This is a genomic window from Paenarthrobacter sp. NPDC018779 (assembly GCF_044391085.1).
Lineage (GTDB): Bacteria > Actinomycetota > Actinomycetes > Actinomycetales > Micrococcaceae > Arthrobacter.
The window spans coordinates 1-13,222 of sequence record NZ_JBIRZS010000012.1 but is presented as its reverse complement, the minus strand read 5'-3'; the positions used below and the strand labels follow the sequence as shown (position 1 = coordinate 13,222).

Here is a 13,222-nt window from a genome sequence, read left to right as displayed (position 1 = left end):
AACCTCTCAAAGGAGCATCAATGCCTGAACGTACAGCCACCATCGCCAGCCGAGTCGGCCTCCACGCCCGCCCGGCAGCCATCTTCGCCGAAGCCGCGGGAGACCTGGACCTTGAGGTCACCATCGCCCGCGAAGGCGAACCGGCCGACGACGCCATGGACGCCGCCAGCATCCTGTCCCTCATGAGCCTCGGTGCTTCGCACGGAGACGTCGTGGTGCTGCGGGCCGAGGGCGAAGGTGCGGACGCCGCCCTGGAGAGCCTCGTGAAGATCCTCGAAACGGACCACGACGCCTGATCGCATTTATCAGCGACACGGAAAGAGCCTGGCGACACCCTTATGGGGGTGTCACCAGGCTCTTCCTATGTCCGGAACAGGTTCGGGCGTCAGCCCTGCTTCCCCATCAGGAACTCGGCGATCGAGGGCTCGGTGGGCTTGATCTTCTCAAGTTCCCCTTCGAGGTAGGCCTCCACGATCCGCGGGTCCACGTAGGACGTGCGGGCCACGGCAGGGGTGTTGCCCAGCATCTCCGCCGCTTCCTTCATGGCTTTCACCAAGGCTTGGGGACGGGTCATGGTCCCGTCATTCTTCAGGAGGCACAGGGCTGCCGCCGCAGTGCCCTTCCAGGTGCGGAAATCCTTGGAAGTGTAAGCTTCCCCGGCGATGCTTCGGAGGTACTCGTTGACCATGTGCCCATCCAAGGGGACCCAGACGCCGTCGTCCTTGTACGAAAGCAGCCGCTCCTTGCCGGGCCTGCGCGCCAAAGGTTCCAGAAAGGCCGCCAGGACGGGGTCATTGATGGACGTATCCCACCATTGCCCGCTCTTGCCGGGAAATTTCAGGGCTACGGCGTCGTCTTTGATGCGTGCGTGCCTGCACCTGAGGGTGGTCAGCCCATATGAGCCGTTCTGGCGCATGTAGCTCTCGGAACCGACCCGCAGCGCACCGAGGTCCATGAGACGGACGGCTGCCGCCAGGGTCTGCTGCTTCTGCGAGGAAGCGTCCTTGAGGTCCATGGTGACGGCCCGGCGGATCGAGGGAAAAGCACTGCCGAGCTCCGCTGCGCGTTGGAACTTCTCAGTGTCTTTACGTTGACGCCAGCGTGGGTGGTACATGTACTGGCTTCGACCGGCCGCATCAACACCGGTGGCCTGGATATGGGCATTCTCGTACGGACTGATCCAAACGTCGGTCCACGCAGGCGGGATCGCCAGCGCCTTGATGCGCTGGCGATCCTCCGCGTCCAGTAGTGTTCCGTCGGGGTGCCGGTAACTAAAGCCCTTGCCCGAGCGGCGCCGGACGATGCCGGGCTTGGACAGGTCGCTTCGCCGAAGCCTGGCCATGGCGGCCGCCCTGCCGTCGTCCCGGGCCGGTCAGGCTTCGTCGGGATCGGTCACGGGCGCGCCGGAACCCATGGTCTCCGCGTTGATCATCCACGCCAACTGCTCAAGGCGGGCGATGAACTCATGCAGGAGGTCCGCCGTCGTGGGGTCTTCCTCATCAACCTCATCGTGGACATCGCGCATGGTCTGGACGGTGCGTTCCACGCGATCCGTCACCAGTTTGACGGCGTTCTTGGTATTGACCAGTCCGCCGGGGAATTCTTCAAGGCGGGTGCCCTTGGCGATGGTCCCGCTGCGGCCGTCGGGGAGTGCATGGAGGGCCCGCATGCGTTCTGCGGTGTCGTCCGCGAATTGCCGGGTGGCAAGGACCAGTTCATCCAGTTGGAGGTGAAGGTCCCTGAAGTTCGGACCAACGATGTTCCAGTGGGCCTGCTTTCCTTGGAGTTGAAGCTCAATCAAGTCGGTCAGGACGATCTGAAGGTTGTCTGCGAGTTGCTGTGACGCTTTCATGTTTTCCTCTCGTGGACGCTGCCTGGACGTTCACCCAATCATCAAGTGGCTACTTCAACAACTCTTTCATAAGGATGCTTAGTAGTACAATGAAGAGTGTCGCTGTTCACAACTGGCGAACCGGGAAACCGCGGGAACCGGTTTGTGGCACGGCATAGGCACCTTGGAACTGTTTCCAGGTACCGGCATAACTCAATTGAAGTAAACGGAATGCATGTCAGGAATCCGTCCACAAGCCGCCGGATTCCTCCCAGAAAGGAATGTGCTGACCATGAACACGCTTCTGATCATTGCTGGTGTAGTGGCGATTGTCCTTCTTCTTGTGGGCGGCTTCTCGTCGGCCCTCAACTGGCTGCTGTGGGTGGGCGTCGTCCTCCTGGTGGTCGCAGCCATCGGCTGGCTTCTCAGCTTCATGTCAGGTCGCCGCGGCCACACGGTATAGAGCCCGCAGCGCGACACCAGCCGGGCCGCGAGGCCGGCGCAACCTAACTACCGAGAAAACCGTGAGGGCTGTCCCCGCAGCGATGCTGCAGTTCGGGGCAGTCCTCCGGCGCATCACACCCACGTGGAGGTGCCTGAAGTGGCGGACACTGAGCCGGTGGCACGAACCGGCCGCAACGAATCCACCGAAGAGAAGATGGACCGCAATTGGCTGGAGCTGATCCAGGAACTGCGCGTCCTCCAGACCGGAGTCCAGATCCTGGGCGGCTTTCTGCTGACCCTCCCCTTTCAATCCAGGTTCTCCACCCTGGACGACTGGCAGACCGGCCTGTACCTCTTCAATGTGCTGGTCGCCTCACTGACCACCATCTTGATCGTCCTTCCCGTCAGCATCCACCGCCGCCTCTTCCGGCGCGGCCTCAAGGCCACCCTCGTTTCCAGCGCGGATACCATCACCAAACTCGCCTTGGCAGGGGTGTCCCTCCTGATCGTAGGCTCGGCGGCCCTGGTTTTCGATGTCACCATGGGCAGGGACGCCGGCTTGCTCACCGGCGCAGCCCTGGTCCTGGTGGTGCTGGTGATCGTTGTGGGACTCCCGTTCTGGATTCACCGCAAGGCCTTGCAGAACCGGGAGGACTGACCTCGCACTGCGGCCGGCCCCGGCTTCAACAAAGAAAGGATCTTCACCATGCCCGGCAAAAAGAATCCCAGCCTCAAGGACCCCGAACTTTACGAGGAACTCCGCGATGACGGAGCCTCCAAGGAGAAAGCCGCCCGGATCTCGAATGCCGCTGCCAAACAAGGCCGGGGCGAAGTGGGACGCAAGGGCGGAAAGTCCGGCGACTACGACGATTGGACAGTAGACAAACTCAAGTCCCGCGCAAAAGAACTCGGCCTGAAAGGTTACTCGGACAAGAAGAAATCCGAACTCATTTCAATGCTGAGGAACCACTGAATCACCCAACTGGGTAGCAGTTGATGCCGTTTTAGACGCTCAAAACGGCGTCTACTGCTACTCAGTTGGGGTGACGACGGCGGATGGTGACGACGGCGGGCAGGTCACCGTCCGTGTCATTCCGTGAGGCGCGGAACAGGCCGTAGCCGCTTGAGCCAGGCTTCGGTCTGGGCGATGTGCGATCCCATGGCGACGGCGGCCAAGGTGGGGTTCTTTTGTGCGATGGCTTCCAGGATCGCGGCGTGGCCGGCCGTGCTGCCTTCGCGCACAATGGTGCCTTCATCGCCGTCGAAAATGTGGAAGTGGCCACCGCGCGAGCGGAACAGGCGGACCAGGCCAGCCAAGGTGGCATTGCCGCTTGCGTGGCAGATTTCCTCATGGAACTGCGAGTCCAGTTCCGAGTATTCGGAAGGGTCAGCGGTGTTTTCCATGGCCTCCACCAGGGCCGTGAGCGAGGCCAGGGCGGCAGGAGTCGCGTTGGCAGCGGCTGCGGACGCCGCATGCGACTCCATCAATCGCCGGATTTCGAACAGCTCCAGCAAGCCATCCAGCGGAAGCAGGTCAACCAGCAGCGCGAAGTTCTGAAGGATCACCGTGGGTTCCAAGGACGATATGTACGTCCCTGAACCGTGCCTGGACTCCATGATCCCCAGAGCGGACATGGCGCGGACAGCCTCCCTCAAGGAGCTCCGTGATACTCCGAGTTGTGCGCATAACTCCGCTTCGGGGGGACATTTCTGTCCGGGTGCGAGCTCGCCCGATGCGATCTTGTTGCGCAGGCCTTGCATGGCCGTCTCGACTGCACCCATTTACCCGCCTCCTCCAGACTTGGTACACGCTACAGCACTACCGGCCGGGTATTCCGATCGGGCAAGTGGTCGGACTTCATGAGGCGAGACATCGTATCTCTTAGCTCACAGAGTTTATGAAATGCGCCCCATTAGTACTTCTGATCCAAAGTCATCTTATGACTTTGCGGAGTAGTCTGTTGTCTGGGTCATATATGTGAGGTAACTTACAGGCAGTTCCTGACTCACCGACCTAGAAGGCCCTTGTGCACCCAGCCAACAATCTGACGGCTCCGCGTCCCCTGACAACCCCCGATGGCGCTCCCTCCCGCTCCGACTGGACCCTGACAGCTTCCAAAGTCCACCTGAACCACGGCTCCTATGGTTCGGTCCCCCGGGCGGCACAGGAATTCCAGCTGGAACTGAAGGCCCGCATGGACGCAAACCCGTGCACCTGGTTCATGGGCCAGTACCAGGCCGTGGCGGCAGCCCGGGCGGACGTGGCCTCCTTCCTGGAGGTCGACGCCGGGGACACAGCACTCGTGCTGAATGCGAGCGCCGGAGTCACCGCCGTCTATAACTCGCTGGACTTCCGTCGCGGCGCGGAAATTGTCATGACGAACCATGCGTACGGAGCCGTGCTGCAAGGCGCCTACCGCGTGGCACGGCAATGCGGTGGCCGAGTCCGTATTGCCGAAATCCCCTTGGATGCCGACGCGGAGACCGCAACGGCCCTGCTGATGGCGGAAGTCGGCGACAAGACGGCGTTGATCGTGCTGGACCAGATCACCTCGGCTACGGCGCGGGCGTTTCCCGTAGCGGCCATTGCAAAGGCTGCAAAGGCCGCCGGGGTGCCCTTGCTGGTGGACGGGGCGCACGCACCGGGCGTGCTGGAGGCTCCCGTTCCCGAATTCGACGGATACTGGGTTGGCAACCTCCACAAGTTCGCGTGCGCCCCCAGGGGCACAGCGGCGCTTGTAGCTCGTGGGGATCGCGCCGAATGCCTGTCGCCACTCATCGATTCATGGGGTTTCCCCTACAGTTTCCCGGAAAGCTTCGACCATGTGGGGACCCAGGATGTCACGTCCTGGATGGCTGCAGGCACCTCGTTCACCACCATCGAAGAACGTTACGGCTGGGCGACGTTCCGCAGCTATGCCACGGCCCTGTGTGATTACGGCGCAGCGATCATTGGCTCTGCCTTTGCGGACCTCACTGGAGAAAACCACGCAGTAGATGTCGGCATGCCCGTCGGCCCGCTGCGGTTGCTTCGCCTGCCGCAAGGCCTGGCCACCACGCATGAGGATTCGCACAGCGTCCGGGCGTTCATTTCAGACCAGCTGGACATCGAAACCGCGGTGACCACCTTCAACGGCGAAGGCTTCCTGCGGCTATCCGCCCACCTCTACAACTCGCCGCAGGACTACGAAATCTTCGCTGAACGCGCAGTGCCGGAACTCGTGCGCCTCGCCAAATCCCTCTAAACATCACTGACCGCGCCACTGCAAGGCGCAATCCACCTCAACCAACCAACGGAGGACCCACGTGAAATCCAGAATCATGGCATCGGCCGCAGCAGGCCTGGCGGCAGTTCTGGCCCTGGCAGGCTGTGGCGGTGGCGGACAGGGCGCCGCCGATGGCAAGGTCACTTTGAAGATGGTGGAAAGCCTCACCAACCCAACCCGGACAGAGACTTTGAAGAAGCTCCTTGCCGGATTCGAACAGGCAAACCCCAACATCAAGGTCGACCTCATCTCGCCACCCACCGATCAGGCTGACCAGAAGATTCAACAGATGCTCCAGTCCGGCAAAGGCGTGGACGTGGTGGAGGCCCGCGACATCACCGTGGGTTCCTTTGGTGCCAACAACTGGCTCTATGACATGACCAAGGACCTGGATGGCTGGGATGGCTGGAACAACCTGACCGAAAACGCTGTCACCTATTCCAAGCAGAACGGCAAAACCTACTACATCCCCTACGGCTTCTACGGGCTCTCCCTCTTCTACCGCTCGGACCTTGTCAAGGACGCTGGGTTCGACGGTCCTCCCAGCAGCTGGTCCGAGATGGCAAAGCAGGCCGAAGCCCTGAACAAGCCGTCGGAGAACAAGTTCGGCTATGCGTTCCGCGGGGGCACCAACGCCAACTCCAACGCCGTAGCCATCATCGAGGCCTACGTTGCCGACGAGATCGACCGGGAGAACGCGTTCAAGCTGACCAACGGCGAGACGATCTTCTCCTCCCCCAAGGCGCAGGAAGCCATGGACCTCTACATCGACCTCTTCAAGAAGGGATCTCCGCCGTCGTCCGTGGCGTGGGGTTACCCGGAGATGGTCCAGGGCTTCAGCAACGGCTCCACGGCGTTCCTGCTGCAGGACCCTGAGGTAATCGCAACGGTCAAGGAGTCGCAGGCCATCAAGCCGGACCAGTGGAATGTTGCGCCTTTGCTGGTAGGACCGGGCGGTAAGGCAATCCAGCCAGTAGCCTCGGCAGGTTGGGGCATCGCCCAGTCCTCCAACGCCAAGCCGGAAGCAGTGAAGCTCATCAAGTACCTGGCCCAGGGCGACGCTGCCACCACGTTCAGCAAGGACAACAGCCTTGTTCCTACCCTGAAGTCCGCCGCCCAGGACACCTTCTACAGCACCGGCCCGTGGGCTGCCTACGTGAAGATGACGGAGAACCCCGATACCTACGTTTCGGCCATCCAGCCCCGCAGCGTGTCTTGGTGGACCGAGTGGATCAAGAAGTCCGACGGCGAACTCCAGCGGGTGCTCACAGGGCAGATGAGCACCTCCGAGCTGCTGGCCAGTTGGGACACGTTCTGGACAGAAAAGATGAAGGGCTAGAGGCCCCATGAGCCTCGACCTCAAGCGTTCCACCTCTCCGCCTTCGGGGCGCGAGGGCTTGCGAAGGGAACCGGCCAGCAGGAAAAGGCGGTTCAGTGGCAGGACTGCGCTGACCTTGCTGGCGTTCCTGGCCCCGGCCGCGGTTTTCGTGGGGATCTTCACTTACTACCCCATGATCGCGGGCAGCCAGATGGCCTTCCGGAACTGGAACCTGAACGACCTTTCAGATACGTCGTGGATTGGCTTCGGGAATTTCCAGAGCCTCTTCGACGCACCGGAGTTCGGGACGATCGTCCGGAACACCGTGGTGTGGGTGGTCGGCTCCCTGGTCCCGCAAGTAGTCATCGGGTTCGCGGTGGCACTGTTCCTGAAGCGGCGGTTCAGGATGCGTGGAGCGTACCAGGCCATGATCTTCTTCCCCTGGGCGGTGTCCGGTTTCCTCATCGGCATGCTGTTCCGTTGGATGTTCAACGCCGAGTTCGGCGTGGTGAATGACCTCCTGATGAAGTCCGGCCTGATCAGCTCGCCCATTCCCTGGTTGTCCGATCCGGGCTTCGCCATGACGGCCATCATCATCGCCAACATTTGGTACGGCGTCACGTTCTTCGCCATCATGATCCTCGCTGCCCTGCAGTCGGTATCGGACGAAATGTATGAGGCCGCCGCGTTGGATGGTGCGGGCAAGGTGCGTACGTTCTTCAGCATCACGCTGCCCAGCATTTCCACGACGCTGGCGCTAACCATCCTGCTGCGGGTGATTTGGATCTTCAACTTCCCGGACATCATCTTCGCGATGACCGGCGGCGGACCAGCAGACCAGACCCACATCATCACCACCTACATGATCAAAATCACCCAGGAAGGCGACTACGGCAAGGCGTCCGCGCTGGGGTTGATCGTCATGGTCACCCTGATGCTTTTCGCAGCTTTCTACCTCATGGCCGTCCGCTTTCGAAAGGGAGCCCAATGATCAACAGCCCGACGCTCATTGGCCGCGTTTCCAAGGTTGTCTTTTTGGGCCTCTGCCTGATCGTCACCGTTTTCCCGCTGTACTGGATCGTGGTGACGTCCCTCAAGGAACCGGGCGCCATTTACTCCCTTCCGCTGGATTATTGGCCCAAGCAGTTGTCCTTCGACAATTACGTCGGACTGTTCACGAAGTCCGACTTTGGCCAGTACATGCTCAACAGCCTGGTGGTGGCATTGGTGGCAGCCTCCGTTGCCACGCTCATTTCCCTGCTCTCCGCCTACGTCCTGGCCCGGTTCCAGTTCTCCGGACGCGGGGCAGTGCTGGGCGCTTTCCTCATCACGCAAATGATCCCCGGTTTTATTGCCTTGGGTCCGCTCTACCTGATGATGACCGACTTCGGGCTGGTGGATTCCAAGACCGGGTTGATCCTGATCTACATCGCCATTTGCATTCCGTTCTGCACCATCATGCTCCGCGGCTTCTTCGAGAACGTCCCCGACGCCTTGGAGGAGGCGGCCATGATCGATGGCTGTTCCCGCATGGGTGCGCTCTTCAGGGTCATCGTTCCCGTAATGCTGCCCGGCATTGCTGCGAGCTTCGTCTTCAATTTCGTGAACTGCTGGAACGAATTGTTCTTGTCGGTAACCCTGATGAACAGCGACAGCAACAAGACAATTCCGACGGCGTTGGCCGGCTTCATCTCCAGCTTCAACATTGATTGGGGTTCCATGTCCGCTGCCGCGGTCCTGACGGTGGTCCCCACGCTGGTGATCTTCGCCTTCGCCAGCAAGTTCATCGTCCAAGGCCTGACGGCTGGCTCCGTCAAAGGCTGAGCTTAAAGACCCAACTGAGTCGCAGTTCAGCACGTTTAGACGGCTCTAAACGCGCTTAACTGTGACTCAGTTGGGTGCACTCAGTTGGGTAAAAAACGACGGCGGGTCAAGCCTTTTTCTTGGCCCGCGCCTTGGGCTTGCTGGCGGCTTTGGTGGCGGCAGCGTCGTCGTCGTCCGCTTTTTCCTTGCCGCGCTTCTTGTCCAGGCTCCGCTTGAGCGCTTCCATGAGGTCGATGACGTCGCCGCCCTCGCCTTCCCCTTCCACTACGCCGAACGTTGCCTCGGTGTCCAGGGCCTCGCCCTTCTCCAGCTTGGCCTCGATCAACGTCTTCAGCTGCACCTGGTAGTCGTCGGTGTATTCGTCCGGATCGAAGTCGTGTGCCATGGACTCCACCAGGGCGGAGGACATTTCGAGTTCCTTGTCCGAGATCTTGATGTCCGTTTCCAGTGACGGGAATTTGGCCTCGCGCACTTCGTCGCCCCACAAGAGGGCCTGGAGCAGCAGGACGTCGCCGCGCACACGCAAGGCACCAAGCCGGGTCTTTTGCCGCAGGGCGTACTGGACTATGGCGATCCGGTCTGTGTCTTCGAGTGTTTGCCGCAAAAGCATGTAAGCCTTGGGCGATTTGGAATCCGGCTCAAGGAAATAGCTGCGCTCATACATGATCGGGTCCAGCTGTTCGGCCGGAATGAATTCGACTACTTCGATTTCGCGGCTGTTCTCTTCAGGGAGCGATTTTAATTCGGCGGAGGTGAGGACGACGGTCCGGCCTTCTTCTTCGTAAGCCTTGTCAATATCCTCGTACGCCACCACTTCGCCGCAAATTTCGCATTTCCGCTGGTAACGGATGCGGCCGCCGTCCTTATTGTGGACTTGGTGGAGTCCAATGTCGTGGTCCTCTGTGGCGCTGTAGAGCTTAACTGGTACGTTGACCAGACCGAACGCGATAGATCCCTTCCATATGGCCCTCATGCACCCAGTCAACAGCACAAGCCAGCAGAGGAGAAGAGGTGGCAGGCAAGCAGAAGGAACGTGTCACTGTTGAAGGCCACGAACTGACCCTCACCAACCTTGGCAAAATCATCTACCCGGAAACCGGCACCACCAAGGCCGAAGTGCTGGCCTACTACGCCGCGGTTGCCCCCTTCCTCATTCCCGCGGCGGCCAACCGGCCCGTGACGCGGAAACGCTGGGTGAACGGCGTGGGCACGGCCGCGAACCCCGGGGAAGTGTTTTTCCAGAAGAACCTCGAAAGCTCCGTTCCCCGATGGATCCCGCGTGCCACCATCCATCACTCCGACCACACCAACGTCTACCCCATGGTCAACAACCTGGCCACGCTCACATGGATGGCGCAGATTGCTTCCCTGGAAATCCACGTTCCACAATGGCAAGTGGATCCGTCCGGGACTCCCCTGCGGCCGGACCGCTTTGTCCTGGACCTGGATCCCGGTCCCGGTGCGGGTTTGCCGGAATGCGTGGAGGTGGCCAAGCTGGCCCGCTCCATTTTGCAGGACATGGGCATGGAGCCGGTACCGGTCACGAGCGGAAGCAAGGGCATCCACCTTTACACCGGGCTCGAAGGAACGCTGAAGTCCGAGCAGGTTTCGGCGTTCGCCCATGAGCTCGCCCGGGCCCTTGAGGCGGACCATCCCAAGCTGGTGGTCAGCGATATGAAGAAGTCGCTGCGGAGCGGCAAGGTGTTGGTGGACTGGAGCCAAAACAGCGGCAACAAAACCACCATTGTTCCTTACTCCCTGCGCGGCAAGCCCCACCCCACCGTCGCCGCGCCCAGGACCTGGGACGAACTCGATGACCCGGACCTCGGCCACCTTGAGTTCACGGAGGTCATGGACCGGGTCAGCACGGGCGAGGACCACTTCGCGTCGATCTCCGGCAGGCACCTGCCGCCCCACAGTGAAGAGAACGACGCCGGCACTCCCGCTGAGAGTGCAGGCTCGCCAAAGACGGGTGGCCGGGAAAAGGTCACCGTGGAGGGACGCCTGGCCAAGTATGTAGGAATGCGTGATCCGGGCAAGACTCCGGAACCGTTCCCGGCGTCGTCCGTTTCCTCAAGCGGGACGGCCACCGCCTCCTCCGATCAACCGCGGCCCGGCGACCCCGCGCCGCCCGGCGGCATCTTCGTCATCCAGGAACACCACGCCCGCCGCTACCACCTCGATTTCCGGCTGGAGCACGACGGCGTCCTGGTCTCCTGGGCCCTGCCACGCGGCGTTCCCGATACTCCGGACCGCAACAACCTCGCCGTCCACACCGAGGACCACCCCATGGACTACGCCAACTTCGCGGGAGTGATTCCCAAAGGTGAGTACGGCGGCGGGACCGTGACCATCTGGGATCGTGGCGAATTCACGTGCGAGAAGTGGCGCGAGGGCAAGGAAGTCATCGCCACGCTGACGGGTGAACCAGGTGGCGGCCTGGGCGGAACCAAGCGCTTCGCCCTGATCAACACCGGTGATCGCTGGCTCATACATCTGATGAAGGAGCAGCCGGGAGGCCGGAAGAAAGCTGCCGCACCGGCGCCTGACGGGAAGGCAGCTCCGGACGCGAAGCCGCCAACCGCCGTCGAGCCTGAACCAATGCCTGGCTACACTCCCATGCTGGCCTCGGCCGGCAGCACCGGAGAGCTCAGTGGCGGCGACTGGCTCTACGAACTCAAGTGGGACGGAATCCGCGCAATCATCACGGGCACGGAGGGCCGGATCCGCCTCATGAGCCGCAACGGTAACGACCTCACGGCCGCCTATCCGGAGCTCACGGACCGCAACTGCTGGCCCGACGGCGATTTCGTGGCCGACGGTGAGATCGTCGCCTTCGGCAAGGGCGGCAAACCCGATTTCGGCCGGCTGCAGCAGCGGATGAACTTGGTCAAGGCAGCGGACATCGAGCGGGCACAGGCGTCGGTTCCGGTGCAGTTGATGCTTTTCGACCTCTTGTACCACCGCGGCGCGGACCTCAGCAGGCTGCCGTTCCGCGAGCGGAGAGAGCATTTGTCCTCGTTCGTGGACAAGCTCAGTGAGGGCTGTCCACTGCGCGTATCCGAGGTCCTGGACCACGACGTGGACGACCTGCTGGCGGTAGCTGCCGAACTCGGCTTGGAAGGCGTCATGGCCAAGAAAGCGGACAGCCGCTACACCGTGGGAAGGCGAAGCCGCTCGTGGATCAAGCTGAAACTGGAGCGGAGTCAGGAAGTGGTGATCGGCGGCTGGCGCCCGGGTGCCGGCGCAAGGAGCGGGACCTTCGGCTCGCTGCTCCTGGGAATTCCCGACGGCGGCAAGCTGCGGTATGTGGGCCGGGTGGGGTCCGGGTTCTCCGACTGGCAGCTCAACGACATCCTGGGGAAACTCCAGCCGCGAGCCACGAAGGATTCGCCGTTCCTGGACATTCCGCGCGAGGACGCCGCCGGGGCAACCTGGGTAGAGCCGGATCTCGTGGCAGAGGTGACCTTCGGCGAATGGACGGGTCCCGGGCGGCTGCGGCATCCCGTGTGGAAAGGGTGGCGCCCGGACAAGTCGCCTTCCGACGTAACCCTGCCCAACTAGGTCGCAGTTCAGGTCGTTCCCAGCACTCAGAACGACGCGAAGTGCGACCTAGTTGGGCAGGCGGGGGTTGGATCAGGAGGAGTGCGGCATCTGGGGCCGGCTGGTCCGGTGGACCGCGGTGACCGCTGCGCCCTGGCCTGCGCGGCCATGGGATTGGTCGTGGTCCTTCGGGTGCCGCCGCTTGCCGTTACCGTCCGGCCATTGCTTGCCCTGCTCGGTGCCGAGAGTAGCTACTACGGCAGCCGGCTCAGGCATGGGAGCCATATCCATGGACTCCACCAAGTGGCTGGCCACCTCGGGGTTGATGCCTCCGGAATTATGGTTCGCAGTCATGGTTCTTCCTTTCCTCAGTGAAACGAAGGGATTTCAAGTCTAGGCCTACCAGCGGACCTTTTTCATGGTCTTTGCCTGCTTTCCGCTGGCGTGCGTTGGCTTGTGGCCCTTGCCCGTGCTTTGCCAGCCACCGGGGGCTCCTCCCCCGGACTTGCTGTCAAGCATGGCCCGCTGGGCGTCGGTCAGTTTGGATTTGATTCCGCCTTGGGCGGCTTGGTTGTTATCTGGCGTGTTGGCAGTCATAAGTGGACTCCTCAAAGGTGGTGAAGTCCTGGAGAGGCGCGGGAACCACGGCGTCACGGTGTGGTCATGAAGCAAAGAAGGCGACAACGGGAACGGCATGGAGGCAGGGCCTCAACAGGCGTGGATTTTTGTCAGGTGAAACTCGGCTGCGCATCAAGAGGCGCAGGCGGTTTACTCAAAAATCAATGTTCCCATGCGTCACACCTTAGCCAAGATGGACCGCGTTTGGGAACCCCGCGCATTGACTCATAGAAAACCTCCGCGTAGCCGGATACGTTGCCTCATTTGAAAACCTCCGCGTAGTGGCGTGGTTGAGGGTGTTGGCGGCGGTTGCGGGTTATGCCCGTTTTCATGGAGCTAACGATGGCCCAGCGGCAAGCTGTGACGAAGAAGAAGGCC

15 protein-coding genes are annotated in these 13,222 nt (G+C 61.6%); 9 read left to right on the top strand and 6 right to left on the bottom strand.

Annotated elements, in window-relative coordinates; all coding sequences use genetic code 11:
• Positions 1-20 precede the first annotated feature (20 nt).
• The gene (locus tag ACH488_RS13375; protein ID WP_397324854.1) at positions 21-296 is read left to right on the top strand and encodes an HPr family phosphocarrier protein; all 276 of its coding nucleotides are present in this window, start codon (positions 21-23) and stop codon (positions 294-296) included.
• Between the two features lie 89 nt (positions 297-385).
• On the opposite strand, the gene ACH488_RS13370 is transcribed toward ACH488_RS13375, so the two are convergent.
• Together ACH488_RS13370 and ACH488_RS13365 are read right to left on the bottom strand one after the other, a co-directional pair.
• Positions 386-1,342 (bottom strand): DNA topoisomerase IB, encoded by a 957-nt coding sequence (locus tag ACH488_RS13370; protein ID WP_397324852.1) that lies wholly within the window; start codon positions 1,340-1,342, stop codon positions 386-388.
• Between the two features lie 30 nt (positions 1,343-1,372).
• Positions 1,373-1,852, bottom strand: a complete 480-nt coding sequence (locus ACH488_RS13365; protein WP_397324850.1) for a Dps family protein — start codon at positions 1,850-1,852, stop codon at positions 1,373-1,375.
• Positions 1,853-2,123: 271 nt separating this feature from the next.
• Between ACH488_RS13365 and ACH488_RS13360 the strand changes: the two genes are divergently transcribed.
• From ACH488_RS13360 to ACH488_RS13350, 3 genes are all read left to right on the top strand, one after another.
• Positions 2,124-2,294, top strand: coding sequence for a hypothetical protein (locus ACH488_RS13360; protein WP_397324848.1), 171 nt, complete (start codon positions 2,124-2,126; stop codon positions 2,292-2,294).
• Positions 2,295-2,450: 156 nt separating this feature from the next.
• Complete coding sequence (locus ACH488_RS13355) at positions 2,451-2,933, top strand: DUF6328 family protein (protein ID WP_397324846.1); 483 nt, start codon at positions 2,451-2,453, stop codon at positions 2,931-2,933.
• A 48-nt stretch (positions 2,934-2,981) separates the two neighbouring features.
• Entirely contained in the window at positions 2,982-3,248 is a 267-nt protein-coding gene (locus tag ACH488_RS13350) for a Rho termination factor N-terminal domain-containing protein (RefSeq protein WP_397324844.1), read from the top strand.
• A 116-nt stretch (positions 3,249-3,364) separates the two neighbouring features.
• Here the strand turns inward: ACH488_RS13350 and ACH488_RS13345 are convergent, their stop codons facing one another.
• Positions 3,365-4,057 carry a FadR/GntR family transcriptional regulator gene (locus ACH488_RS13345; protein ID WP_397324842.1) on the bottom strand — a complete coding sequence of 231 codons (693 nt, stop codon included), beginning with the start codon at positions 4,055-4,057 and terminating at the stop codon, positions 3,365-3,367.
• 245 nt (positions 4,058-4,302) lie between these two features.
• Here ACH488_RS13345 and ACH488_RS13340 point away from each other — a divergent pair, with 245 nt between their 5' ends.
• The 4 genes from ACH488_RS13340 to ACH488_RS13325 all read left to right on the top strand — a co-directional run bounded on the left by ACH488_RS13340 (position 4,303) and on the right by ACH488_RS13325 (position 8,683).
• Positions 4,303-5,520, top strand: coding sequence for an aminotransferase class V-fold PLP-dependent enzyme (locus ACH488_RS13340; protein WP_397324840.1), 1,218 nt, complete (start codon positions 4,303-4,305; stop codon positions 5,518-5,520).
• 61 nt (positions 5,521-5,581) lie between these two features.
• A complete protein-coding gene (locus ACH488_RS13335; RefSeq protein WP_397324838.1) occupies positions 5,582-6,880 on the top strand; it encodes an ABC transporter substrate-binding protein in 1,299 nt (432 codons plus the stop codon).
• Positions 6,881-6,887: 7 nt separating this feature from the next.
• Complete coding sequence (locus ACH488_RS13330) at positions 6,888-7,850, top strand: carbohydrate ABC transporter permease (protein ID WP_397324836.1); 963 nt, start codon at positions 6,888-6,890, stop codon at positions 7,848-7,850.
• Positions 7,847-8,683 (top strand): carbohydrate ABC transporter permease, encoded by an 837-nt coding sequence (locus ACH488_RS13325; RefSeq protein WP_397324834.1) that lies wholly within the window; start codon positions 7,847-7,849, stop codon positions 8,681-8,683. The genes ACH488_RS13330 and ACH488_RS13325 overlap by 4 nt, the downstream gene beginning before the upstream one ends.
• 106 nt (positions 8,684-8,789) lie before the next feature.
• Here ACH488_RS13325 and ACH488_RS13320 read toward each other — a convergent pair whose 3' ends face one another.
• The gene (locus ACH488_RS13320) at positions 8,790-9,656 is read right to left on the bottom strand and encodes a Ku protein (protein WP_397324832.1); all 867 of its coding nucleotides are present in this window, start codon (positions 9,654-9,656) and stop codon (positions 8,790-8,792) included.
• Positions 9,657-9,694: 38 nt separating this feature from the next.
• Between ACH488_RS13320 and ACH488_RS13315 the strand changes: the two genes are divergently transcribed.
• Entirely contained in the window at positions 9,695-12,247 is a 2,553-nt protein-coding gene (locus tag ACH488_RS13315) for an ATP-dependent DNA ligase (RefSeq protein WP_397324830.1), read from the top strand.
• Between the two features lie 72 nt (positions 12,248-12,319).
• On the opposite strand, the gene ACH488_RS13310 is transcribed toward ACH488_RS13315, so the two are convergent.
• Both ACH488_RS13310 and ACH488_RS13305 read right to left on the bottom strand, forming a co-directional pair.
• Positions 12,320-12,580 carry a hypothetical protein gene (locus ACH488_RS13310; protein ID WP_397324828.1) on the bottom strand — a complete coding sequence of 87 codons (261 nt, stop codon included), beginning with the start codon at positions 12,578-12,580 and terminating at the stop codon, positions 12,320-12,322.
• Between the two features lie 45 nt (positions 12,581-12,625).
• Positions 12,626-12,823 carry a hypothetical protein gene (locus ACH488_RS13305; RefSeq protein ID WP_397324826.1) on the bottom strand — a complete coding sequence of 66 codons (198 nt, stop codon included), beginning with the start codon at positions 12,821-12,823 and terminating at the stop codon, positions 12,626-12,628.
• Between the last annotated feature and the right edge of the window lie 399 nt (positions 12,824-13,222).